Here is a 24,062-nt window from a genome sequence, read left to right on the forward strand (position 1 = left end):
ATTGAAGAGACGGTTTAGACCACCACTTCTTGTCTTGTTTGATCTCCAACTTCGAACACGCGCTTGTAACGTTCAACTTCTTTTGCCGGTCCCATCGCTTTGTTGGGATTGTCGGACAGTTTCACTGTTGGTCGCCCCCCAGCCGACACCGCCTTACAGACCAGCGAAAACGGGGCGAGCGCATCGTCTGGAACAAATCCGCGGAAGTCGTTGGTCAGGAGTGTGCCCCAGCCAAAGCTCAGTTTGACCCGATCCTTGAACTGCTGGTGCAGTTCGATGATTTTTGGTGTGTCGAGCCCGTCCGAAAAGATTACCATCTTTTCGCGCGGATCTTCCCCGCGTGACCTCCACCAATTGATTGCGATTTCAGCCCCTTTGGCTGGATCACCACTGTCAATGCGAATGCCGGTCCAGCCCGCCAACCAGTCAGGTGCGCTATCGAGAAAACCCTGCGTCCCGTAGGTGTCAGGCAGAATGATGCGCAGATTGCCATCATGCTCTACCTGCCAATCCGCCAGAACATCATATGGGGCTTTGCGCAGAGCCTCGTCGTCTTCAGCAAGAGCCGCATAGACCATCGGCAGCTCATGGGCATTGGTGCCAATGGCCTCGATGTCGCGTTTCATGGCGATCCTGCAGTTCGATGTGCCGACGAAGTTGCCTCCAAGCCCTTCTATCATCGCCTGCACGCACCAGTCCTGCCAGAGGAAGGAGTGGCGTCGCCGCGTGCCAAAATCGGCAAGGCGCAGGCCGTCAAGCTGACGTAGTTCCTCGATTTTTTCCCAGATCCGTGTCATGGCGCGGGCATAAAGCACCTGCAGTTCAAATTTGCCCATGCCGCGTAACACGGCCCGCCCTCGCAGTTCCATCAATACGGCCAAGGCCGGAATTTCCCACATCATCACCTCAGGCCAGCTGCCCTCAAATGTCAGCTCATACTGATCGCCCACCCGTTCAAGGTGATAGGGCGGTAAACGCAGGTTTTCGAACCATTCCATGAAATCGGATCGGAACATTTGGCGCTTGCCGTAGAAAGTGTTGCCGCGCAGCCAAGTGCTTTCGCCACGGTTGAGGGACAGGGATCGGATGTGATCAAGCTGTTCACGCAGTTCCCCCTCATCGATCAGATGTGCCAAGGGAACATGTGTCGAGCGGTTGATCAGGCTGAATTCCACCCGGGTGTCACGTTTGTTGCGAAACACCGATTGGCACATCAGAAGCTTGTAGAAATCCGTGTCGATCAAAGAGCGGACAATTGGATCGATTTTCCAATTGTGATCATAGACGCGGGTTGCAATATCGACCATGGGCCCATCCGTAGAGTTTTGATCACGTTAGAACAGCACGTCGCGGAATGGTATAGGGCTTGTCAGATCAGAGTGACGCCCGCGTCCGTCATCTGCTTGGTCATGGCGTCCAATGACCCTTCCAGATCAATCGCGCGACACAGCTTAGTATCGACGGTCACGTCAAAACCCAGACGCGCTCCGTCAATGGCGGAATAGGCCACGCAGAAATCGGTCGCCAACCCGACCAGAAGAAGTTTGTCCACACCTCTTGTGCGCAGGTAACCTTCAAGCCCCGTGGGTGTTTCGCGATCATTTTCAAAAAACGCTGAGTAACTATCAATCTCGGGTCGGAAGCCCTTTCGAATGACCAGATCTCCAGCATCTGAATTGAGGTCCGAATGAAAGGCGGCCCCGTTGCTGCCTTGCACACAGTGGTCGGGCCATAGAACCTGTGTGCCGTAAGCCATTTCGGTGGTCTCGAACGGGGATTTCCCATTGTGGGATGAGGCAAATGATCCATGTCCTGCAGGGTGCCAGTCCTGGGTCAACACCTTGACGTCATGCTCTGCGAGCAATTCGTTCACTCCCGCGACGATCTCATCTCCACCTGGAACCGCTAAAGCCCCACCAGGACAGAAATCGTTTTGCAGGTCGATGACCAGAAGGGCTTTGGGCATTCCATGCATCTGGAGCTCCTGAAATACGATATTGCCGACCGATTACTTGGTGAATGTCCTGACATCAGCTGCAGCGCCGGTGAGCTGGGCAAGTAGACGAAGAGCAAGAGAGGCAGTTGTGATCTCAGTTTCAGTAACCAGAACAGTGTCTTGCGAGTAGATGTCAAATTGACCGGCGCTGAAAAGGCCATCGGCGGAGGTCAGGTCGAAGACAAAGACTGTGCGAGCGTTGGACGGTCCAGAACCATCCAGTCGCACCTGCTCCGGTTGGTATTGCCGCAACACCATGATCCCTTTCGGATCAGCTCGGCTCTCGGATAGGCCGCCAATCATCGACATCGCATCCAGTGCAGAAATAGTGTCTTTGGAGAAGGGAATGATCGCTTCACGCGATGCCGCGCCAAGAGAGCGGAAATATCTTTGATCTGCCTCTACAGAGAGCTTGTCGTTTCCTCGCAGGATCGTATCCAAATCGGGATTCTCCAGCAAATTTACGTAGCTTTCTGTATACACCTTTCCAGCACGAATAAGGCGAAGTTGCGGGTTGTCGATGGCGTGCTGGGGACCGCCCGCAATCGCAACGGCATTCAGGATAGTGAAATGGTCATTTTCGATCGGGTAGTTGCCGGGCTTGGTAACCCCAGACAGGATAGAAACCGAGCCTTCGTTGCCTTTGATTACGGTAAGTTGGACCTGCGCAGAGGGAATAACTTCAGACATTTTTTGCTGAATTCGCTCGCGTGCTTCGCTCTCTGTCAGACCAGATATTTGTACTTCGCCTGCAAATGGCAGGTATGTCGCCCCGCGCGGAGTGACCTTAACTTCACTCATTTGCGTGGCGCTCTCAGCGCCGTTCGAGAGAAGCGAAGCCTCTTCGCTGTCCCAAATGACGATGTTCAACCGATCCCCAGTGGTAATTACGTTGGAAAGACCTCGGTGCTGATGCCGTAGCCAGCCAAACTCATCAATGTGACCTGTTTTTGGCCAGCTTCTGATATCGGAAAGCGAGTCGCGGCTTACTTGATAGAGAGCAATTTCCGGGTTTTCAGAATTTGCAGCTGATACAATCTCTGACTGCACCGCCGCTCCGCGAGGAATGTTGCAGGCTGTTAGAAACATAACGATGCACACAGCCAGACCACGTCGTAACATATGTTGCTTCCCCTTAGTACCCATGGCGCGAGAGTAATTGTAACTTCTCATCAACTCAACTGCCAGCGCCGCTTATGAAGAGGGTGAGATAAATGAGTGACAGATGATCAGGCCATCTGCTCTTGATGAACGGCAATTGCTTCTTCAACATCTTCGTAATAGGTCAGTTTTCCATTCTCCAGAATTGCAGCCTGATCGCACATGGTGGAAATCATATTGAGGTTGTGAGACACCATGATCGCACCGCTGGTTTTCATGCGATCAAGGAACACTTCCCTGCTCTTTCGACGAAACGCTGCATCGCCTACCGACGTAACTTCGTCAACGAGATAGGTGTCAAATTGAATGCCCATTGATATTCCAAATGCAAGTCGGGATCGCATGCCTGATGAATAGCTGCGAACCGGATTGTTGAAATGCTGCCCAAGTTCGGAGAAATCCAATACGTATTCACGCAATTCTCGCGTGTCCACTCCATAGACACGAGCGATAAAGCTTGTGTTTTGTGCTCCTGTCAGATCTGGGTGGAATGATCCAGAAAAACCCACCGGCCAAGACATTGTACCTGTAATCCTGATTTCACCGCTTGAGGGCGACATCGAGCCGGCAATCATGTTCAGCAGGCTTGATTTACCAGCGCCGTTTCTCCCCAGTAATGCAACGGCCTTTCCTGATGGAAAGGTCGCGTTGATATTGTCCGCGACAATCGTCCGGCCGCCTCGCATATCGTAGTGCTTGCAGAGATTCACGATTTCGATCATGGATTTATCGACGATCCCGAAGTGAATAAAAGACCATTGTGCCGATCGCCCACATCGCGAACAGAAAACCAAAGATGGTAAGCGATATTATCTCACGTTGTGGATACTCCGGGCTTTCCGCCAACGTGGGTTCGATATAGGCGGCGAGGTAGCGAGATTTTCGCGACGCTTCTGCGACGGCAGCATCCACTGCGGCCAATGCGGCCAGATACGCTGTCTCGGCGAATTGTAGATCCACCGCCAGCCGTTCATATTCTCCAACAAGTTTGGCATAGGCGCCAGTATCGCTTCCCTCATCTGAACTGAATCGTTCGCGTTCTACACTCAAACGGTCTTTAATGACGTCAACTCGTCTTTCCATTTGGCCAATTCGCGGATCATTCCCGCCCGCGGTCTGAAGCAAAAGGTCGAGCTCAACTTCGGCACTGGCAAGCTGATTTTGCAGAGAGTTTAGAACGCCCATGCGACCCAATATGTCCGCTTCCGGGTCGACAATTTGCGTGCGCAGCCGGAACTGTTGCACCGCTTCGCGCGCGTCTTTCAGCCGTTCCTTGGTTTGCAGGAGCTCTTCACGAGCGTATTGCGTGGCGTCATTTCGGGCTGAAATCGAAAGCTCGTTAATCATTTGCACGCTTTCGTTATAGATTGCCCGCCCAATCCTTTGCGCGTCCTCGGGTTTGAAAGCCAGAACTTGGACCTCAATCAATCCGGTGGATGCGCTGTAATAAACTTTTACAACACGCGACCAAAACTGAACGAGATCTTCAATGGTGCTGTCCTCAGGAAGGCCAAAAACCGGATCTGAGGGCATGTGATAGATCTGACGCAGGTTCAGTTTGTCATCCACAGCTCTTACCAGCGTTTGGCTACTCATGAACTCAAAAAGGATGTCGGTGTCTGACCCTGAACTTCCCGAAAGTTGGGTGATCCCACCAAGAATGTCGACCGCCGAGCTTGCATCTTGCGATTGCACAGAAAATCCCATGGTCGAAGAATACTGGTCTCGGGCCACAAGGTACAAATAAGCTGCAGAAAGTAGACTTGGTAGAAACACCACCAAAAATAGGGCTACCATTATCCCACGATGACGGCGCTCTACTGTAGCAGGGGAAGCAGGTTGTCGCATCGGACCTGCTTGTTTCTGTTTCTGTTGCGCTTTCTTACGAGCGGAACCAGCACCACCCTGTTGTTGAGCTGAGCGGTTTTTACCTCGTCCGTTAGCTCCCCTTTTTTCTGTATCCGAAATCGAATGCTCGTCAGAAGGCAATTTTGATGCCGCAGTTGGCTTCATTTTCTCTCTCGAAGGTTGACCATCTTTCATTGAACATCTCTTTAGTTTACATCATTACTTCAACTCATACATTCGTTGAGTGTGTGCGAAGTTTACCCGCTTATCCGCCACAGAGGCATCAGTTTCAACTTGTATATATACAGATGACACAAATACAGCCAGCACCAGCTCAATCGCATCGATCGTTCAGAGCAATATCAGCCTTGATGCTTCGAGAGATGTCCACAACCTATGGTAAATCGGTCGCAGGTTATCTGTGGGCTCTGGCGGAACCTGTCGGCGGGATTGCGCTCTTGACCATTGTATTTTCAGTTGCCCTTCGCAAACCCTCGTTGGGTGAAAGTTTTGCGCTGTATTATGCTTCCGGATTCTTGCCTTTCACTGCCTATATGGATGTCTCGCGCAAAGTTGCGTTTGCGTTCACCTTTTCGAAAGCTCTGTTGCGATATCCGCGTGTGACTTTTGCTGATGCGATTATTGCTCGGTTATTGCTAAATGCGCTTACACAAGCAACAATCGGCGCACTTGTGCTGGCTTGCGTAATTCCACTCAGTCAATCGCATGTTCATCTAAACATCCCACTGATCGTTTTGTCATATCTCATGGCATTTTCTCTCGCGGCGGGAGTGGGAATTTTTAACTGCTATCTGTTTTGGCGAATGCCAGCATGGGAACGCATTTGGGGGATCGTAACGCGGCCCCTATTCATTGCATCGGCCATTTTTTTCAACTTCGAAGATGTTCCAGAGGACATCCAAGTGTTTCTTTGGTTTAATCCGCTCGTACATGTGGTGGGGCAAGCCAGAGAGGGAATTTATGTTACCTATAGCCCCTCTTATATTTCGCTGACTTTCGTTTTTGGATTGTCTGCTGCGCTGGGTTTGTTTGGTCTCTTGATGCTTTGGTCGCGAAGCAACGAAATGCTTAATAGTTAGATCGGGCAAGAAATCTGCGTTCACGGTTTGGGTTGTGGGAAGAGGGTAAAAGGCTCATATCCTACTTGACCGTTACTTTAAAAAGGCCCGCGCCGCCCCGATCGCCCTCTCGGTATACCCCCGCACTTCCACGCCCCCGGCATCGTAACGAGGCACCGCCCAGCCCATTGAGGCAAAACGGCGCAGCATGATGAACATCGGCAAAAGATCTTCGGATTCGGTCGAAAACGCGCGCAATTCACGATAGCCTGCGATGGCTGCGTCTCGGATTTGGTCTGCGGCCGGTTCGTCTTCGTTCTGGGTCATCATCACGGCAAGTTCATAAAGGCGGAAACCAAAGCCCGCATCGTCAAAATCGATCAGTGTGAGTTCACCATCCTTGATAAAGACGTTCTCGCGCAGGGCATCTGCGTGGATCAGGCCGAAGTCGGCGCCGTTTTCCAGATAGGCCTGCGCCCGATCGCGGGCCACGGCGCGGGCACGGTTGATCAGGTGACGTTCACCCTCGGTCAGTTCGGGGCTCTCCCAGAACCGACCCCAGAACGGGGTCTCGCCCAACAGCCCATCGAGATCCCAGCGGTGGCGGGTGAAACCGTCGGGCAGGGTGAGCGTATCGGTGATGTTGTGCAGCCGGGCCAGTTCGCGGCCCAGTTTTTGATAAAGCGCGATCTGTTCGCTGACCGGCATGTCAAAGGGAACACCGCCTTCGCCAATTGGCTGCCCATCGACCCATGAAACAACCGTGGCCAGGCGCCCGCTGGACAGAGAGAAAACTGTCTTGCCTTCGGGTGTCGGGATTGGGGCAGGCACGTCCATACCTGCCTGCGACAGTGCCCCCATCCAGTCGATCTCTGACCGGATCGCAGCCTGGGACATGTATCCGGGGCGATGCAGGCGCAGTGCTGCGCGATCTTTCCCAATCCGCACCTCATGCACCTGATTTTCGCGGTCCTTGATCATGCGCACATGCTGCGCACCCCAAGCTTTCAGGGCATCCTTGAGTTCGCTCATGCGGGAATTTCCTTCAGGGCGCTGGCCAAGGTGTCGATCAGGAAATCAGCCTGTGTACGGTTGAAACACATTGGTGGGCGGATCTTTATCGCGTGGTATTCGCGGCCCATGGAATGCAGTAATACGCCACGATTGCGCATCTCTTCGACCAGCTGGGCGGTGAAGTCGGCGGTGGGCGTGAGGGCAGGGTCGGCCACGAATTCCATACCGAGGAACATGCCCGATCCTCGTACATCAGCAATCATCGGGTGGTCGATCTGGCGCAACAGGTTTAGTGTGTAGTCCCCGGTATCTCTGGCGTTCTCAACAAGGTCTTCCTCTTCCAGCACATCCAGCACCGCATTTGCGGCGGCGGCGGACACCGGGTTGCCGCCGAAAGTGTTGAAGTAACCAAAGGCGTTGCGGAACTGGGCGAGGATCTCGGGTCGCGCGACAACGCCAGCCACCGGATGTCCGTTGCCCATCGGCTTGCCCATGGTCACGATGTCGGGCACCAGCCCGATCCGTTCGTGGCCCCAGAAATCATACCCGGTGCGGCCAAAGCCCGGCTGCACCTCGTCGGCGATAATCACGCCGCCTGCACGGCGAACCACTTCGACCGCTGGTTCGAGAAAACCTTTGGGCAGGGTGGGGCAGCCTTCATTGGCGAAAAACGGATCAAGGATCAGAGCCGAGAAGCCGTGGCCTGACGCTTCAAGCTCGTCAATTGCGGACTGGATGCCGTCGGCAAAGGCTTGGGCGTGAGTGTCATCTGATCCCCCCAAGGGGCGCAGATTGTCAGGTGCGGGTACTTTCTTGACCCAGTCGACATGGCCACCGATTGGGGTCTTTTTCGCAGACAGGTGTGACACAAGATCAGTGTTGCCATGATAGGTGTTGTCGGTGCCGATAATGCCGGTTTTGCCAGTGAGCGCACGGGCCATGCGCAGGGCAATGTCGTTGGCCTCGGATCCCGTACAGACCATGATCATGGCTGACAGATCATGACGCATTGTGGCGGTCAGGCGATCAGCGTAATCCAGAATGCCTTCATGCAGATACCGGGTATGGGTGTTCAGCGTGAGCGCCTGTTTGGTGATCGCCTCGACCACTTTCGGATGGGCATGCCCAACATGCGGTACGTTGTTATAACAATCCAGAAGGCGATTGCCGTCAGCATCCCAAACCCAGGCCCCTTCACCCCTCACAAGATGTACGGGAGTATCATAAAAGGTGGTCATATTCGGGCCAAGCAGTCGCTCGCGACGGGCGAGGATTGTGGCAGTGGATTGGGCAGAATCTGGCATCTAATCCTCCTGAATGCGGCCGCGCAGGGCCTTGACCTGCCCACGCCGTGTTTTCGCATCGAGTCGACGTTTCTTTGATCCCATGGTGGGGCGTGTGGCGATGCGGCGCTTAGGCGCGACAAGCGCTTTTCGGATCATTTCTGCCAGTCGCTCGGCCGCAATCTCGCGGTTGCGGGCCTGGCTGCGCGTGTCTTCAACGCGAATGATCAGCGCGCCATCTTGCGTCCATTTACGCCCCGCGATTCGTTTCAGGCGGTTTTTCACTGGTTGGGTGAGCGCAGGACAGCGGGCGGCTTCAAAGCGCAGTTCAACAGCGGTGGACACTTTGTTTACATTCTGCCCGCCCGGACCTGACGAGCGCGAAAAGCTCTCGGTATATTCCCAGTCTTGCAAAGTGATATCATCGGTTACGCGGATCATGGGCGCACCCTAGCGGATTGGATCCAAAATGGAAGGGGATGTATCTTGACGTGTACCAGAAAATTGGATTTCGAAGAAAACTAGAAAACTAGAAAACTAGAAAACTAGAAAACTAGAAAACTAGAAAACTAGAAAACTAGAAAACTAGAAAACTAGAAAACTAGAAAACTAGAAAACTAGTTTTCTAGTTCGTGGACTATTGTCCCTCGTTCACTGCAAGGGCCACAAGAGTGAGAGCAAAAGAAAAGGGTCGCCCGCCTGTGGGACGACCCTTCGAGATTTCGGAGGTGAGGCCGGTTAGTCGGAACTGCCCGTCAACCTGGCCAACGATACCTTCTGAGGCTGCCCAGAAGGTGCATGACCTAAAATGTCCCGGCACCTCGCTCCATTGCATCTCTCGACATGGACACCTCCTTTCTCAATGTTAGCGATATTAGGATGGTGCCACATATTTTGTATTTGTCAAAACTTTTTACGCAACACTTGGTGAAAGTTTTGTGACCATCACCCGGAACGGGATCAAGGCAACAAGCGCAAGCGCAAGTTTGACCATCCAATCAGCCACGGCCAAAGACACCCAAAGGGGTGCCAAAAAGCCCATACCAAGCAAGGGCAAAACCTCTCCGGCCCAGCTGACATCATTGGCTGGTTCGATGAAGGTCAGGGCACCCGAAAAGGCGATGGTGAAAAAGAGCGCAGTGTCGACCGAGCTGCCCACAAGGGTGGACACAACCGGTGCGCGCCACCAGCGGCCGGCACGAAGGCGGTCGAAAATGGCCACGTCCAACAGTTGGGCCACAAGGAAGGCCGTGCCGGAGCCGATGGCGATGCGCAGGGTCACGAGCGGACCGTACTCGCCCATGATCTGCGTGCCGATGAACGAGCAGATTACACCGACAACAAAGCCGACAAAGACAACTTTGCGGGCGGGTCCTGCGCCATAGACGCGGTTCATCACATCGGTGACGAGGAAAGCAATAGGATAGGTGAAGGCACCCCAAGTGAGCCAGTTGCCCAACAGGAATTGCACGAGGATGTTTGAGGCCACCACAACGGCGGCCATGGCGATTACGCCAGGAAGGATACGTTTCATGTCTCTGATCCGTTTTATCAAGGTAGCGGCGACTTGGCCTTCTGATCGCATTGGAACAGAAGCGCACCGGAAATAGCGGCAGTTTGTTAACAATTCAAGAGTTATTCTGAAAATTCCCGATGGGTACTGAGGTCAGATCCCGTCAGGCACCACATATTCCACCAGCTCTGTGACCTGGAAAAACTGGAAGTTGTCGTCAGAAATCATGGTCAGACGAATCTGCCCCTGATCATCTTGCCATACGGCGATGCCTTCCAGATTATCGTGAACGCCCAAGCCCGAGCGAAGCAGCTCTATTTCATTCTCTGGTCCATTTTCACCCAAATCAAAACGGCGCACCCGGCTGGTGAAGCCAAGGATGCCTGCCAAGTGCCTTTCAAGCACATACAATTTGCCATCTGGCCCAATATCCGCCCCGACCGGAAGGTAAGGGGCGCGGCGCGGTATGTTCTGGCTGCGATCCCATTTTTCGGAACCGCGTTTCAGCCGATAGATCGGAAATCGCGATTTGCTGCGGCTGCGTTCGGGGATCAGATATAGCGTTCCCTTTGCATCTACAGCCATGGCCTCCAGAGAGGAGTTGTTCTGCATCCGCTTGAAGTCCGCGTGTTTGGGCATATTGCGCGAGGCTTCACCAAGTGTGTCATAAGATTGCACACGATGCCGGGCTTCAAAACTAATAAAATACCTGCCTTGGTCATCAATCGCCAGCCCTTCGCTGTCGGTAAAGAACCGGGGTAACGGATTGCCCTGATCGGTGAGCAATGCGGCGGGTACGGTGTCGATGACCCGCTCGATCTGACCCGCTTCATTGCGGATAATATGCCCTTTGACGAAAAAACCACGGTCCGTGATCGCAGTAAAATTGCGACCATTCTGTGTGACCTCAAGACCCGAAAACCCACCAAACTGCGGGCCGTCCCCGCGCCAGCGGAACGACTGCTGATATGTGGCATTGTTCCCTGTCTGAGCCTCGCCAAAGGCAGTCAACAGGACAAGCGCAAATGCTAGTGCGAAGATAGAACGGAGCCGCATTGATTTGGAAGATCCGCAAGAGTGATCGGAGCGCGAGGTTTGCGCGGTTTTGAGGGTTTGGGCGGGGGCGGCGGCGGGTCCAGAATGTCATTCACCCACTTCACCGCATCAGCACAGCCGTCTCCGGGGGGAGGCGGATCCTGATTAACACAACCTTTCACGCCCTTGGGGCAATTCAGGCGCACATGGAAATGATAGTGGTGCCCCCACCATGGACGAATTTTTCGCAACCAAGCCCGATTGCCTTTTTCATCGTTACACATCTGAACCTTTGCGCCGGGAAAGACGAAAATCCGCGCCACGCGGGAATCTTTGGCCGCAGCCTTGAGGATATTGTGATGCGCGCGCGTCCAGTTTTCGTTTACATAGGCGCCTTCGGCGCGGCGGGTTGAAATGGATGACAGGCTTTCACGCTCTGAACCGCTCAGGTTCAAACGCTGAGGTGGCAACATCCAGATATCAGCGTCCAATCCGATCTGGTGCGAACGGTGCCCCGATAGCATTGGGCCTCCGCGAGGTTGCGAAAGATCCCCCACATAAAGCCCTTCCCAACCTTTCTGCCGAGCGGCCTTGCGCGACAGATCTTGAATGAAATCGATCAGCTCGGGGTGGCCCCAATTGCGGTTGCGCGACAGGCGCATGGCTTGCCAGGTTTTGCCAGTCTGCGGCAATTGCACAGCCCCTGCCACACATCCCTTTGCATAAGATCCGAAAGCGGCGGCCCGCTGGGCTGAACCTTTCTTGGCGGCTCCGAAGAATTCTTTTGCGGGACGTTCCGCTGTTGCAGGCGTGCCAACTGCCAAGGCTGCTCCAAGGATCAGGGCGGGTAGGGCTCGAAAATTTCTGCTCATTTCTCGTACCTCCTCAATGCTCCCCTTCAGGTTTAACCCAGAAGAGCATGACCAGCCCTACTATGAAAAGGCCTATCAGCGGGGTTACGCCGAGTTGCTGGCTTCCGGTCACTGCTGTCACGATCCCAATCAGGAACGGAGCAAGGAAGCTGGTGGCTTTACCTGCAAGGGCGTAGAGGCCAAAAGCTTCGGTCATCCGATCGGGGTTGGCCTGACGCACCATCATTGTGCGGCTGGCTGATTGAAGCGCACCGCCAGCTGCACCGATTACGGCTCCAAGGATGTAAAATGAGATGTCGGGCAAGGAGCTTTCAGTGCTGACGCTGATGCCGAAGACGCTTTCGCGCGACACAAATACAACGCTGATCGCGACCAAGGTCAGAGCGATAATGCAGAAGGTGATGACCGGTTTGGGGCCAAAAGTGTGATCCGCCTTGCCGCCCAGCCAAGCAAAGAGCGCACCGGTGATAATGGCGACGATACCAAAGATCCCCACATTCACCACGCTCCAGCCCAAAACACCCGCAGCGTAAATCCCGCCGAAGGTATACATCCCGTTTAGTGCATCGCGGTAGAACATTGAGCTGCCGAGATAGGCAAACAGGCTTTTTGATTTTGGCAGGTGGCGCAATGTGCGCCCCAGGTCAGCAATTGCATGTTTGATCACTTGCGGATCGGGAGCCGAGTGTTTCGGATCCCGCACCCACAGGAAAAACGGGATCATGAATACCATGTACCACAGTGCGGTCAGCGGCCCGACAAAGCGTGTGCCTTCGTGTGTCGCCGGATCCAGCCCCAGTATTGGTTCGATGCCTAGCAGCGTGCGCCCTTCGGGGTGATCTGCAAACAGCGTCAGCATGATCACCAGCGCCAGCAGCCCTCCGATATAGCCAAAGGCCCAGCCATTACCGGAAATCCGACCGATCTCTTCTCGTGTGCCAAGGTCAGGCAGCATGGAGTTTGTGAAGATCGTCGCAAATTCCATACCGATCAGGCCGATGGCAAACATCAACAAGATAAATCGCAGGTCTTCCAGACCCGGAACCGCAAACCAGATGCCGAAGGACCCGACCACATACATCAGCGAGAATATCCAGATCCAGCGCAGACGATTGCCACTGGTATCGGCGATGGCCCCAAGGATCGGGGCGAGAAGGGCGATACACAGCCCGGCAAACCCAACGGTGAACCCCCAGGTGGCTTGCGCTTCTGCACCGTCACCAATCAGCGACTTGACATAGGGGCCAAAGATAAATGTCAGGATCAGTGTGTTATAGGGCTGGCTGGCCCAATCGAACCAGAACCATCCCCAAATGCGCTTGCGCGCTGTAATCTCTGCCATACTCGTGCCCCTGTTCGCTTGTTTGTTGGGACGATCAAACAGGGTTTGTGTCACCGGGGCAAGATTGCTTATTCATTTCCTCAACTGAAGGAACCAGTGTCGGAGCAACTTTTTGCACAGGTTTTTCCGGAGGCCACGGACGTTGATTGTCCGCTGTGATCCATGCCGCCACCCAATCCGGTAAATCTGGGGTATTACCATCATGACCAAGGGCCCCGCACACTCGGCTGGTCGACACGATACCATTGCGGTCGGTCACGGCTGAGCGATAGACGATCTGGTTGGCACAGTCGTCACCCTTCCACATGCTTTGCTCCACATAGAAAAACCGGTCATCCCAACCCACCAGGCGCGACTGCATCTCAACCCGTTCGAACATCTTGATCCGCCTGCGGTAGCGCACGCTGGCGCCAGCCATGGTCAGACCCCATCGGTTCCTGAGCAAAACCCGGCTGAGCCCTGTGCGCCCCGCCAGTGGAATGCGCCCGAGATCGTAAAGCGTAAGGGTGCGACCGTTGTTTAACTCGCGCCAGAGGTCCAGATCCCAGGGCCAGCAGCGGTGATGGCTGACATGCACACCGGTCACTGGCAGGGGCTCTGCCCGGACATTTTTAACCAGCTCTTTCACCATGCGGATAAAGGGATACATCGCGCGCTCCTTTTTTGTCGTTCTTTCGTGACTTTCCCTATGCGTCAACCAAGACCGAGCGTCACCCTTGCCCTTTTGTCCCCGGCCCCCTAGATGGAATGAAGGCCAAGAAAGGAGCGCCCATGCTGTCGCTGATCCAGATCCTGTTGATGATCGTTTCGATCGTCTGGTACATTGTCATCGCCCATATCGTGATGTCATGGTTGATCAATTTCCAAGTGCTCAATCTGCGCCAACAGCTTGTGGCCCAGATCTGGTACGGGCTTAACCGTTTGCTTGACCCGATCTATTCCAAGATCCGCCGCTTCCTGCCACCGATGGGTGGGCTGGATCTTGCGCCGCTGGTCCTGCTGATTGGATTGATGGCGGTCAGGATCATCCTGATCAACAACGTGTCCAATTTTTACTGACGTAAAGCAGCCTCCACGTTTTCCCACCTTGTCCTGACGACCGGGGTATGAGAGTTTGTTCGCCATAAGAAACGAGCAGCTGCCCATATGCCCCGTGATTTGGACCTTTTGAAATCCGTTTTCGGATTTGATGGCTTTCGGCCCGGTCAGGCCGAGATCGTGGATGCTGTGGTGGCCGGGGAAAACACCCTTGCCATCATGCCCACAGGCGGCGGGAAATCCCTTTGCTTTCAGCTGCCCGCCTTGGTGCGTGACGGTGTGACCGTGGTGATTTCACCCCTCATTGCCCTGATGCGAGATCAGGTGCGTGGGTTGCAGGCTGCAGGGGTAGAGGCGGGCGCGCTCACCTCCGCAAATACCGACGAGGAAAACGACGCGGTGTTTTCGGCGCTCTCTGACGGGCGGCTGAAACTCCTCTACATGGCGCCGGAACGGCTGGCGTCCGGTGGCACATTGAACCTCCTCAAACGCGCAAACACCACGCTCATCGCGGTGGACGAGGCGCATTGTGTCAGCCAATGGGGTCACGATTTCCGCCCGGACTATCTGCGGATCGGCGATCTGAAGCGCGCGCTGGGCGTGCCACTTGCCGCCTTTACCGCCACGGCCGATGAAGAAACCCGCGATGAGATTGTGGCGAAGCTGTTTGATGGTCAGGCGCCACGTGCCTTCCTGCGCGGCTTTGACCGACCGAATATTCACCTCGCTTTTGCGGTGAAGGACAGCCCGCGCAAACAGATCTTGGGCTTTGCCGATGCACGACGCGGTCGGTCGGGCATCATCTACGCCGCGACCCGCGCCCGAACCGAAACGCTGGCCAAGGCTCTGCGCGACGAAGGGCATGAGGCCGTTCACTATCACGGTGGGATGGAGGCCGAAGACCGGCGTGAGGTCGAGCGGCGCTTTCAGCAGGAAGACGGGTTGATTGTCGTCGCCACCATCGCCTTTGGCATGGGGATCGATAAACCGGATATCCGTTGGGTGGCCCATGCGGATCTGCCAAAATCCATTGAGGCCTATTATCAGGAGATCGGGCGGGCCGGGCGCGATGGGGCGCCAGCCGAAACGCTCACCCTGTTTGGCCCTGACGACATCCGCCTGCGCCGCTCACAGATTGATGAGGGGCTTGCGCCTGCCGAACGGCGGGGCGCCGACCACGGCCGGCTCAACACGCTTTTGGGATTGGCAGAAGCTCATGGGTGCCGTCGCCAGCAGCTTCTTGGGTATTTCGGAGAAGCCTCCGACCCCTGCGGCAATTGCGACCTGTGCGACCGACCACCAGAGCTGTTCGATGGAACGGTTGATGTGATGAAAGCGCTCTCTGCTGTGCTGCGTACGGATGAGAGCTTTGGTTCGGGCCACCTCATTGACATCCTTCGGGGCAATTTGACCGAGCGTGTGCGGGAACGCGGTCATGACGCGTTGCCCACTTTTGGCGTGGGACGCGAGCATGACAAGCGCATGTGGCAGGCGATCTTCAGGCAAATCCTAGGTTTGGATCTTGTCCGCCCCGATCCCGAGCGTCATGGCGCATTGAGGATCACGCCGAAAGCCCATCCGGTGCTGCGTGGGGAAGAGCAGGTGGAACTCAGACGGGATACATTGAAGGCCACCCGACGACCGGCGGCCAAGATGATGGTTTCGGAAGAGGATGCGCCGCTGCTCTCGGCGCTTAAAGCCAAAAGAAGGGCACTGGCCGAAGCCGCCCGGGTGCCCGCCTATGTGGTTTTTACCGATCGGACCCTGATCGAAATGGCGGAAAAGCGTCCTGCCACATTAGATGACATGGCGCGGATTGGTGGGGTCGGGGCAAAGAAACTCGACACCTATGGGGATGCGTTTCTCACGGTTATTGCCGGGGATTCACCAGACCTGCACCCTGTTCGACGCAAATTGGCCGGTCGGGTCGCGGGTGGCCTTTATGATCGGTTGCAAGATGCTGCGACCGAGCTTTTGCGCGGTGAAGATGGAACCGGGAAATACCTGACCGTTACGCCCGGCATTTTGCGTCAGATCGCAGAACGAAAACCCATGTCGGTTGGCGACATGTCGCGTCTTCAGGGCATGACCGATGCCAAAGCCGAACGGTTTGGACCGCGGTTTATCGAGATATTGATGGAGGAAGTGTGATGTTGGTTGTGGTCTCACCTGCGAAACGTCTGGATGAAACCCCGCCTAAGGCGGAAGGCGGCAGTCAGCCTGTTTTTCTGGACCAGGCGGCAGAGCTGGCCCGCACGGCGGGCAAGCTGTCGGGGCAGGAGCTTGAAAAACTCATGCACATCTCTCCCAAGCTCGGGGCGTTGAACGCCGATCGGTTTGCCGAGTTTGGAACCGGTAAAGGGGAGAAACAGGCGCTTGAGATGTTTGCCGGTGATACCTATGCCGGGTTGGATGCCGCAACATTGGATGAGGACGCGCGGCGGTACGCGCAGGATCACCTTTGCATTCTGTCGGGACTTTACGGGCTGTTGCGTCCGCAAGACATTATCGCGCCGCATCGGCTTGAGATGGGATCGCGCCTTGCCAATGCGCGGGGTAAGAACCTTTATCACTTTTGGGGGGACCGAATTGCTGGCGCGCTTGTGGCACGGGCCAATGAAACCGGGGTGCAGGCGTTGGTGAATTGTGCCTCGGTCGAGTATTTCTCGGCAGCAAACCGCGATGCGTTGGGGCTGCGGGTGATTACGCCGATGTTCTATGAAATGAAGAACGGCACCCCTAAAATCGTATCATTCTTTGCCAAAAAGGCGCGTGGATCCATGGCGCGCTACGTGATGGAGCAACGGTTGACCGACCCAGCAGATTTGACCGGTTTCGACCTGGGGGGGTATCGCCATCAACCTGATATGAGTGAGGGCGATACCTTGGTGTTCCTTCGCGATAGTGAAGCATAATCCAAGATCATTCAGCGGGAATTGGATGACGCAGCCATTCTGGGCAAGACGCAGAAATTTCCTCAAAAATCGCATGTTTCTTCAAGGGTTTGGTGAGGTGTTTGTCTAGCCCATGTGACAGGATTTCTTCGGCGTCACCGGTCATCGCATGGGCTGTCAGCGCAACGATCTTTGTGCGCTCCAAACCCTGCCTGTCTTCCAGTGCGCGAATGTGGCGGGTTGCTTCCTTGCCATCCATATCCGGCATGGAAATATCCATGAATATGAGGTCAGGCTCGAATTCCTCGAACAACTCCACCGCTTCGCGGCCATTGTTGGCAAATTTCAAATCAATATCCAGAGATTTGACCAATTTGGAGAACACCAACTGATTGGTGCGATTGTCCTCTGCCGCGAGCACCCGCATGGCGCGTTGTGTGAGCGATGCCTGAGCGGGTTCAACAGGGCCAAGTGTGGGGCTGGGATCCGGCGTTGGCTGCGTGCTTGGATCGGCAACCAAGGTTGCAATTGCCTGAGCTGTTTCGTCGTTTTGGTCCCGTGGCAGAACATTCATGATGTTCTGAGATGGTGCTTGGTGGGGGCGTAGATCCACGCTTTCTAAGGTGCGGAACAATTCATGGCGCAGGATTGGCATGTTCAAGGTTTCATCAATCACATCCTGGAATTCGCTTTTCATGATGCTCGCGGCATTGGGCACGGTTAAAAGAACCACTCGGGCAAGGCATTGGGTCTGGCGTATTGCTTCAAGAATTTCCCGGCCCTTTTGATTGGGCAGGTTCTCTTGCATGAACACAACCTGCTGACGATCCAATGGTCCCGGAAGATCACGTAGTTCGGTGACATGTGTCACCTCAAGCCCCAGCGCACGCAGGCTTTTGTCGAGGATCGACTGATGCAACCCCTCTTCCATGATCAAAAGAGCTTTTTCCAACCCGAGTGGCAGATTGGGGATGTTCACGTCTTCCACGACTGGCAATGTCACATGCAGACCGAAACAGGCCCCTTTGCCCTCTTCGCTGTCCACCCAGATTTCACCCCCCATGAGATCGACCAATTGCTTGGTAATCGCCAGCCCCAAGCCGGTGCCGTCGAATTTCCGGTTGCGTTCGTCTTCGACCTGGTTGAATTCACCAAAGATATGATCCTGCATGTTGACGGGGATGCCAATCCCGCTGTCTTCCACTGTGATGTGAATCTTCTGTTGCCCGCCATCTCCCATCGGCAGTCCAAGCACCCTTATCAGCACATAGCCCTGAGAGGTAAATTTTACCGCATTGCCGATGAGGTTGGTGAGGATCTGGCCTATTCGAACCGGATCCCCTTTGATCTTGGTTGGCATGAAAATGTCGAAATCGATCGACATCTCCAGACCTTTTTCCTGCACTGATGGCTGCAACAAAGCGACCACGTTATGTATCTTGCTTTCAAGATCGAATTCCTCTGGATGCAGGGACAGTTTGGCGGCTTCGCCCTTGGAATAGTCAAGAACGTCGTTGATGATGGTCAACAATGCTTCGCCCGACTTTTTGATCGTATCGACATACAACCTCTGCTCTTCATCCAGATCGCCCTCGGCCATCAGTTCAGCAATGGCCACAACTCCGTTCATCGGCGTACGGATCTCGTGGCTCATATTGGCGAGAAAAGCGGATTTCGCGCGATTGGCGGCTTCGGCCTTGAACCGTGCATCCTTCAGCTTGGCTTCGTATTTGATGGTATCAGTAATATCCAGACCAAGGCTGACCGTATCCCCGTCCTCGGATCGCCGATCCACCATTTTGACATAGGTGCCATCCCATAGGCGCAGCGTATGTGGTTCAATCATCGGCGCGCGCCACCGGGCGAGCATCATATCACGCCAGACGAGCGGACGCAGCCCTTCTGTATCCACCACACCTTCGTCAAGCGCGGCTTGCAGGATCTCGATATAGGTAATGCCGGGGGCGATGCATTCCAACCCGTCAAAGGGTTTGAGATAGGCGGAATTGGCGGCGATCATGCATTCATTTCTGTCAAAAACCGCAAATCCGTCTTCTATGGTTTCCAGACTGTCCCAAAGGCGCCTTTTGGCGATCACAACCTCTTTGGTCGCGCGTTCCAGATCCGCTTTGACCAAACTGTTTTCAGACCGAGCCTCTTCGACCTCTTCGCGTGTCTCGACAATCTCTTCAGACAGGTTGCGGGCATGAAGGGATAGCTGTCGATTGGCATCGGACAATTCGGCCTGCTTCTGCGCCAACAACCGTTCAGCCGCCATTCTGGCGCGCCGTTCCTGTGCCAGGATATCGTCAATCTTCATTCTCGCTCTCCGCGTTCTGCGTCCCTGTCTTGGGGGCAGAATGGCGTGTAGAGAGTGAACAGGGGTTTAACAGATTTGAGAAAATCGTCTTAAAAATGCGCGGATGTGGGCAAAGCTGCCTGCTCTCATCCCAGAAAAGAAAAACCCCGGTGCAAGACCGGGGTTTTCACAGGATCCAAGTTGGGATCACTTGTCGTCGTCATCATCCGCATCATCGCCGGATGGCAGGTTGAAGAAGCTGTCGGCGTCAAGCAGCTCTTCTTCTTTCTCTTCCTTCGGCTCTTCTGAAAGCGAGAAGGTTTCCAACCCTTCGATGGCGGTCGGCATCTTGGGTTCAGTATCCATGACAAGGCTCTGTTCGGTCGACACCAGCTTGCGGCGCTCGTCATCCGACATGGCGTCTTTCGATTTCGCGGCTTTTTGAACGGCAAGGTCCAGTTCCGACTGTTTACACAGGCCGAGAGCAACCGGGTCGATCGGTTCCATGTTCTGGATATTCCAGTGGGTGCGTTCGCGGATCGACTGGATGGTCGGTTTGGTGGTGCCCACCAGTTTGGCGATCTGGCCATCCGACAGTTCCGGGTGGAATTTCACCAGCCACAGGATCGAATTCGGACGGTCCTGACGCTTCGACAGCGGGGTGTAACGCGGACCGCGACGTTTCTCTTCACCTACGGCAGCGGCGTAGAACTTCAGCTTCAGCTTGTGCAGCGGATTGGCTTCGGCCTTGTCGATTTCCGACTGGTCGAGCTGGTTGTTGGCAACCGGGTCGAACCCCTTGACGCCAGTGGCCACGTCGCCATCGGCGATACCCTGTACTTCAAGTTCGTGCAGACCGCAGAAATCAGCCACCTGTTTGAAGGTGATTGTCGTGTTGTCCACCAGCCAAACGGCAGTGGCTTTTGCCATGATCGGTTTGTTCGACATTGGAACTCTCCTTAAAAAACTCTGTGTCCCAGATACAGCTTACCCGCGCCCTGGATGGGCTGTCTGGCGTTACGGGGAACTTTCCAGACCGGTTCTCGTTGTCGGGGAACTTGCGCACTATATAAGTGAGAATGTGTAAAGAGGGAAGAGCAAATGCAAAAGGCACTTGTGGCGGTGATGATCTGGATTGCAGGCGCGATTGGAGCGTTCGCCGAAGGCGAGCGCAGCGGGGATTTCGACTATTATGTGCTGGCGCTGAGCTGGTCACCCAACTGGTGTGCGATAGAGGGGGATGCACGGGGATCCGAACAATGCGACCCATCGCGTGATCTGGGCTGGGTGGTGCATGGGCTTTGGCCACAATACGAAGATGGTTGGCCCAGCTATTGCCGTCACAATCTCCGGACCCCGTCGCGCAGCATGACCCGTGCGCAGGCGGATATTTTCGGCGATGGCGGGGCGGCCTGGTATCAGTGGAAAAAGCACGGGACCTGTGCGGGGCTGGAACCGGCCGATTACTATGACACAGTGCGTCGCGCCTTTGAGGCGGTTGAGCGTCCCGAAGTGTTGCGCAAGTTGGAGAGCCCCGTACGCCTTCCCGCGAAGGTGATCGAAGAGGCGTTTTTGCAGGCCAACCCTGATTGGCAAGCGAATATGCTGACCATCACCTGCAAAAGAGACCGAATACAAGAGGCGCGATTGTGTTTGACCAAGGACCTGGAGCCACGTGAATGCGGGTGGGATGTGCGCCGTGATTGCACGCAAACACGAGCGCTTTTGGAACCGGTTCGGTAACGGGTGTTCTCCCGCAGCTTTTCTCCCTTCGGTCGACAAGCTTGGGCGTGGTCTCGCGGCGCTCGGCAGGGGCGCTGCCCCTCGCGGTTCTACCGCTCACCCCGAGGTATTTCTGGCAAAAAAAAGAGGGGGTAATGAGGGTTCACTTTCGCCTCAACCCATTGTGTGTGCGACGCTTGGGCTTGGTGTGGTATACTCATAAGAAGGGCCGGGTTCCGGTCATGAGATTTGGTCGTCTGTGAACCTGGCCGGGGTTGATCACTTCGGGAGGACGTCCAATGGTCAAGACAATCGGGAACCCGCTGTCCTGGGCCGCGCAGCAACTGGCAGGTGCAAGCAATCACGTTACAGATTCGGTGGAGCATTTGAGTGGGGCGGAGGGGCCACCTAAGCTCCGGCGGTTGCATCATGCTGATTTGAACACGGCTCTTCGCAAAGGTTATGAAGATTTCTGCGCCGCGCGCACAGAGGTGATGATGCTGGTGATCTTCTATCCGGTGGTGGGACTGATCTTGATTGGCATGGCCTTCAATATGGCACTTGTGCCTTTGCTGTTTCCGCTGGTGATGGGATTTGCCCTGTTGGGTCCAGTGGCCGCTGTGGGGCTTTATGAAATCAGCCGACGGCGTGAAGCGGGGGAAGATGTCACATTTGCCAAGGCGTTTGGCGTTTTTGGAGCGCCAAGTTTCGGTGGAATCCTTGTGATTGGGTTATATCTGATTGGTCTGTTTCTGGTCTGGATGATGACGGCCTGGGGGATTTATCTGGCCACTTTGGGTCCTGCCGTTCCGGAAAGTCTGATGGGATTTGCGGTTGATACGTTCACCACAGGTGCAGGTTGGATAATGATCCTCGTCGGGGCGGCGATTGGCTTTGTCTTTGCGTTGATTGCTCTTGCGACCACAGTGATCAGTGTGCCGATGCTGCTTGATCGGCACGTTGGGGTCGCAGTTGCCGTGGGGTGTTCAATCCAACTGGTGAAAGATAATCCTGGTGTGATGCTGCGCTGGGGCGCGATTGTTTTGGCGACGCTGGTTCTGGGTGCGGTACCGCTGCTTTTAGGGCTGGTGGTGGTGCTGCCGATCCTGGGACATGCCACCTGGCATCTGTATCGGATGGCGGTGCAGTGACCTGACATGTTTGATTGAACTTAAAAGGCGCCTCGAAGGGCGCCTTTCCGATTGCAATCAGCTGACTTGCAGACAAATCTTTCCTATGTGCTGGCTTGTCTCCATGCGCGCATGGGCGGCGTCGGCGTCTTCCAAAGGAAATACCTGATCCATCACCGGTTTCACAGTACCCTTATCGAGTAAAGGCCAGACCTTTTCGGCCAGTTCTTCAGCGATCTTGGCTTTGGCGAGGTCGGATTGCGGGCGCAGGGTGGAGCCGGTCACGGTCAGGCGTTTGGCCATGATCTGGGCAAAGTTGATCTCGGCCTTGGGGCCGGAGAGGAAGGCGATATGGACCATGCGGCCTTCCACGGCGAGTGTGCGGATGTTGCGGGCGATATAGTTGCCGCCGACCATGTCGAGGATCAGGTTCGCTCCGCCTTCGCCTTTCAGCACCTCGACGAAATCCTCATCCTTATAGTTGATGGCCCGTTCCGCGCCGAGATCCGTGCAGACCGCGCATTTCTCGTCGCTGCCAGCGGTGGAGAAGACGCGGGCGCCAAAATGGCTGGCCAATTGGATTGCGGTAGTGCCAATGCCGGACGAGCCGCCATGTACAAGGAACCGTTCGCCTGCTTGCAGGCCGCCGCGCATGAACACATTGGACCATACGGTGAAGTATGTTTCGGGCAGGCAGGCCGCTTCGCGCATCCCCATCCCGTCTGGCACGGTTAGGGCATGTGCGGCCGGGGTGGTGACATATTCTGCATAGCCGCCACCGGGCAGCAGAGCGCAGACTTTATCCCCAACCTTCCATTGGTTCACGCCTTCACCCAGCGCGACCACTTCGCCTGACGCTTCCAGCCCGGGCAGGGGGGAGGCGCTGGCGGGCGGGGCGTAATTGCCTGCGCGCTGAATGGCGTCGGGGCGGTTCACACCTGCATAAGCGACTTTGATCAGGAACTCGCCATAGCCGGGGCTGGGGATCGGAGCCTCGATCAGCTTCAAGACCTCTGGTCCACCCGGTGTCGAGATCTCCACCGCGCGCATCATCTTGCTCATTCTGCCTCTCCATCTTGCGTGGGGTTGGGGGCCCAACGGCCCGGATAGTTGGGGTGCATATCGCTTGATCCCGGTGCCTTGATTGTCTCGAAGATCTTGCCGGGCCCGGACATGAAGGCCTTGACCAGTTTGTTTTCCCGCGCCTGCGCCTTCACTTTTTCAAACTGCATCACGTTGTCGATACGGCGATCAAGAAAAGCCCAGGTGGCGGCATGGCCTTCGCTATGGTCGCCCAGCCAGAACAGCACGGTCGAGGAATAGACCGCGGATAGGGTGGCGCGTTTGGTGTACCAGTTGATGTCGCGCGAGCTATCGCCCAGCGTGTTCCAGATCGCATCACAGGTGTCCCACAATGCCGCAGTGCCATCAGCTGCATTCTGGGGCAGAGCGAAAAAGGCTATGCCTTTGCGCACAAGCTCCTTATCAGCCACCTCCAGCCGGAACTTTACCCCCGCCGCAATGAGATCGCGAAAGCGCATTTCATTCAGGTCGGCGGATTTGAGGCGCGCCACCATTTCTGCGTCTCCGGCCCGATGGTAAGCCAGCGCCAGATCCAGCGCGCCGCGCGGAAACAGCGCCAATGCCTCTGCTTCCGTCATGCCCAGATCTTCTGAAGTGGCCCGCATTGTGGCCTCGGACCAGCCGTCAAACGGGACGTGGCCAAGGGCAGCATCGAGGAATTGGTCTTTGGTCAGCATGAGGCAGGTCCGGTCAGCGATTTCGGTCCCCTCTCTATACATGTTCTGTGTCAGAGGGGTAAGCACCCAGATTGCC

The 24,062-nt window shown here is 55.4% G+C and carries 23 protein-coding genes; 6 read left to right on the forward strand and 17 right to left on the reverse strand.

All coding sequences use genetic code 11. The features are described 5' to 3' along the window. Window positions 1–14: 14 nt before the first annotated feature. The 5 genes from pncB to O2N63_RS14995 all read right to left on the reverse strand — a co-directional run bounded on the left by pncB (window position 15) and on the right by O2N63_RS14995 (window position 5,200). Window positions 15–1,307 carry a nicotinate phosphoribosyltransferase gene (gene pncB / locus O2N63_RS14975; protein ID WP_271055098.1) on the reverse strand — a complete coding sequence of 431 codons (1,293 nt, stop codon included), beginning with the start codon at window positions 1,305–1,307 and terminating at the stop codon, window positions 15–17. A 62-nt stretch (window positions 1,308–1,369) separates the two neighbouring features. Beyond that, on the reverse strand, window positions 1,370–1,966 hold the full coding sequence (gene pncA, locus O2N63_RS14980) for a bifunctional nicotinamidase/pyrazinamidase (RefSeq protein ID WP_271055175.1): 597 nt from the start codon (window positions 1,964–1,966) through the stop codon (window positions 1,370–1,372). Window positions 1,967–2,008: 42 nt separating this feature from the next. Next, window positions 2,009–3,046 (reverse strand): polysaccharide biosynthesis/export family protein, encoded by a 1,038-nt coding sequence (locus O2N63_RS14985; protein WP_271055099.1) that lies wholly within the window; start codon window positions 3,044–3,046, stop codon window positions 2,009–2,011. 179 nt (window positions 3,047–3,225) lie between these two features. Then, window positions 3,226–3,879, reverse strand: coding sequence for an ABC transporter ATP-binding protein (locus O2N63_RS14990; RefSeq protein ID WP_271055100.1), 654 nt, complete (start codon window positions 3,877–3,879; stop codon window positions 3,226–3,228). 4 nt (window positions 3,880–3,883) lie between these two features. After that, a complete protein-coding gene (locus tag O2N63_RS14995; protein WP_271055101.1) occupies window positions 3,884–5,200 on the reverse strand; it encodes a sugar transporter in 1,317 nt (438 codons plus the stop codon). Window positions 5,201–5,313: 113 nt separating this feature from the next. Between O2N63_RS14995 and O2N63_RS15000 the strand changes: the two genes are divergently transcribed. Then, window positions 5,314–6,105 (forward strand): ABC transporter permease, encoded by a 792-nt coding sequence (locus O2N63_RS15000; RefSeq protein ID WP_271055102.1) that lies wholly within the window; start codon window positions 5,314–5,316, stop codon window positions 6,103–6,105. 72 nt (window positions 6,106–6,177) lie between these two features. Here O2N63_RS15000 and O2N63_RS15005 read toward each other — a convergent pair whose 3' ends face one another. From O2N63_RS15005 to O2N63_RS15040, 8 genes are all read right to left on the reverse strand, one after another. Next, complete coding sequence (locus O2N63_RS15005; RefSeq protein WP_271055103.1) at window positions 6,178–7,116, reverse strand: phosphotransferase enzyme family protein; 939 nt, start codon at window positions 7,114–7,116, stop codon at window positions 6,178–6,180. Further along, entirely contained in the window at window positions 7,113–8,402 is a 1,290-nt protein-coding gene (locus O2N63_RS15010; RefSeq protein WP_271055104.1) for an aspartate aminotransferase family protein, read from the reverse strand. Before O2N63_RS15010 ends, O2N63_RS15005 begins: the two co-directional genes overlap by 4 nt. Further along, window positions 8,403–8,822, reverse strand: a complete 420-nt coding sequence (gene arfB, locus O2N63_RS15015) for an alternative ribosome rescue aminoacyl-tRNA hydrolase ArfB (RefSeq protein WP_271055105.1) — start codon at window positions 8,820–8,822, stop codon at window positions 8,403–8,405. A 472-nt stretch (window positions 8,823–9,294) separates the two neighbouring features. Beyond that, window positions 9,295–9,915: a queuosine precursor transporter gene (locus O2N63_RS15020; protein WP_271055106.1), complete on the reverse strand. Its 621-nt coding sequence runs from the start codon at window positions 9,913–9,915 to the stop codon at window positions 9,295–9,297. A 132-nt stretch (window positions 9,916–10,047) separates the two neighbouring features. After that, window positions 10,048–10,950, reverse strand: coding sequence for an esterase-like activity of phytase family protein (locus O2N63_RS15025; RefSeq protein WP_271055107.1), 903 nt, complete (start codon window positions 10,948–10,950; stop codon window positions 10,048–10,050). Continuing rightward, window positions 10,923–11,801 (reverse strand): penicillin-insensitive murein endopeptidase, encoded by an 879-nt coding sequence (gene mepA, locus O2N63_RS15030; RefSeq protein ID WP_271055108.1) that lies wholly within the window; start codon window positions 11,799–11,801, stop codon window positions 10,923–10,925. The genes O2N63_RS15025 and mepA overlap by 28 nt, the downstream gene beginning before the upstream one ends. A 13-nt stretch (window positions 11,802–11,814) precedes the next feature. Then, the gene (locus tag O2N63_RS15035; protein WP_271055109.1) at window positions 11,815–13,143 is read right to left on the reverse strand and encodes an MFS transporter; all 1,329 of its coding nucleotides are present in this window, start codon (window positions 13,141–13,143) and stop codon (window positions 11,815–11,817) included. Window positions 13,144–13,177: 34 nt separating this feature from the next. After that, complete coding sequence (locus O2N63_RS15040; RefSeq protein ID WP_271055110.1) at window positions 13,178–13,792, reverse strand: acyl-CoA thioesterase; 615 nt, start codon at window positions 13,790–13,792, stop codon at window positions 13,178–13,180. A gap of 122 nt (window positions 13,793–13,914) precedes the next feature. Here O2N63_RS15040 and O2N63_RS15045 point away from each other — a divergent pair, with 122 nt between their 5' ends. The 3 genes from O2N63_RS15045 to yaaA all read left to right on the forward strand — a co-directional run bounded on the left by O2N63_RS15045 (window position 13,915) and on the right by yaaA (window position 17,096). Then, window positions 13,915–14,202, forward strand: coding sequence for a YggT family protein (locus tag O2N63_RS15045; protein ID WP_271055111.1), 288 nt, complete (start codon window positions 13,915–13,917; stop codon window positions 14,200–14,202). An 87-nt stretch (window positions 14,203–14,289) separates the two neighbouring features. Next, complete coding sequence (recQ, locus tag O2N63_RS15050) at window positions 14,290–16,332, forward strand: DNA helicase RecQ (protein ID WP_271055112.1); 2,043 nt, start codon at window positions 14,290–14,292, stop codon at window positions 16,330–16,332. Then, complete coding sequence (gene yaaA / locus O2N63_RS15055; RefSeq protein ID WP_271055113.1) at window positions 16,332–17,096, forward strand: peroxide stress protein YaaA; 765 nt, start codon at window positions 16,332–16,334, stop codon at window positions 17,094–17,096. The genes recQ and yaaA overlap by 1 nt, the downstream gene beginning before the upstream one ends. 7 nt (window positions 17,097–17,103) lie before the next feature. Here yaaA and O2N63_RS15060 read toward each other — a convergent pair whose 3' ends face one another. Both O2N63_RS15060 and O2N63_RS15065 read right to left on the reverse strand, forming a co-directional pair. Beyond that, window positions 17,104–19,395, reverse strand: coding sequence for an ATP-binding protein (locus O2N63_RS15060; RefSeq protein ID WP_271055114.1), 2,292 nt, complete (start codon window positions 19,393–19,395; stop codon window positions 17,104–17,106). Between the two features lie 186 nt (window positions 19,396–19,581). Then, window positions 19,582–20,322, reverse strand: coding sequence for a DUF1013 domain-containing protein (locus O2N63_RS15065; protein ID WP_271055115.1), 741 nt, complete (start codon window positions 20,320–20,322; stop codon window positions 19,582–19,584). Window positions 20,323–20,475: 153 nt separating this feature from the next. Here O2N63_RS15065 and O2N63_RS15070 point away from each other — a divergent pair, with 153 nt between their 5' ends. Both O2N63_RS15070 and O2N63_RS15075 read left to right on the forward strand, forming a co-directional pair. Continuing rightward, a complete protein-coding gene (locus O2N63_RS15070; RefSeq protein WP_271055116.1) occupies window positions 20,476–21,117 on the forward strand; it encodes a ribonuclease T2 in 642 nt (213 codons plus the stop codon). A gap of 278 nt (window positions 21,118–21,395) precedes the next feature. Next, complete coding sequence (locus tag O2N63_RS15075; protein WP_271055117.1) at window positions 21,396–22,247, forward strand: DUF2189 domain-containing protein; 852 nt, start codon at window positions 21,396–21,398, stop codon at window positions 22,245–22,247. Between the two features lie 57 nt (window positions 22,248–22,304). On the opposite strand, the gene O2N63_RS15080 is transcribed toward O2N63_RS15075, so the two are convergent. Then, window positions 22,305–23,288, reverse strand: a complete 984-nt coding sequence (locus O2N63_RS15080; protein ID WP_271055118.1) for an NAD(P)H-quinone oxidoreductase — start codon at window positions 23,286–23,288, stop codon at window positions 22,305–22,307. After that, window positions 23,285–24,028 (reverse strand): COQ9 family protein, encoded by a 744-nt coding sequence (locus O2N63_RS15085; protein ID WP_271055119.1) that lies wholly within the window; start codon window positions 24,026–24,028, stop codon window positions 23,285–23,287. The genes O2N63_RS15080 and O2N63_RS15085 overlap by 4 nt, the downstream gene beginning before the upstream one ends. Window positions 24,029–24,062: the final 34 nt, after the last annotated feature.

It is taken from the genome of Aliiroseovarius salicola, assembly GCF_027891095.1.
Lineage (GTDB): Bacteria > Pseudomonadota > Alphaproteobacteria > Rhodobacterales > Rhodobacteraceae > Aliiroseovarius > Aliiroseovarius salicola.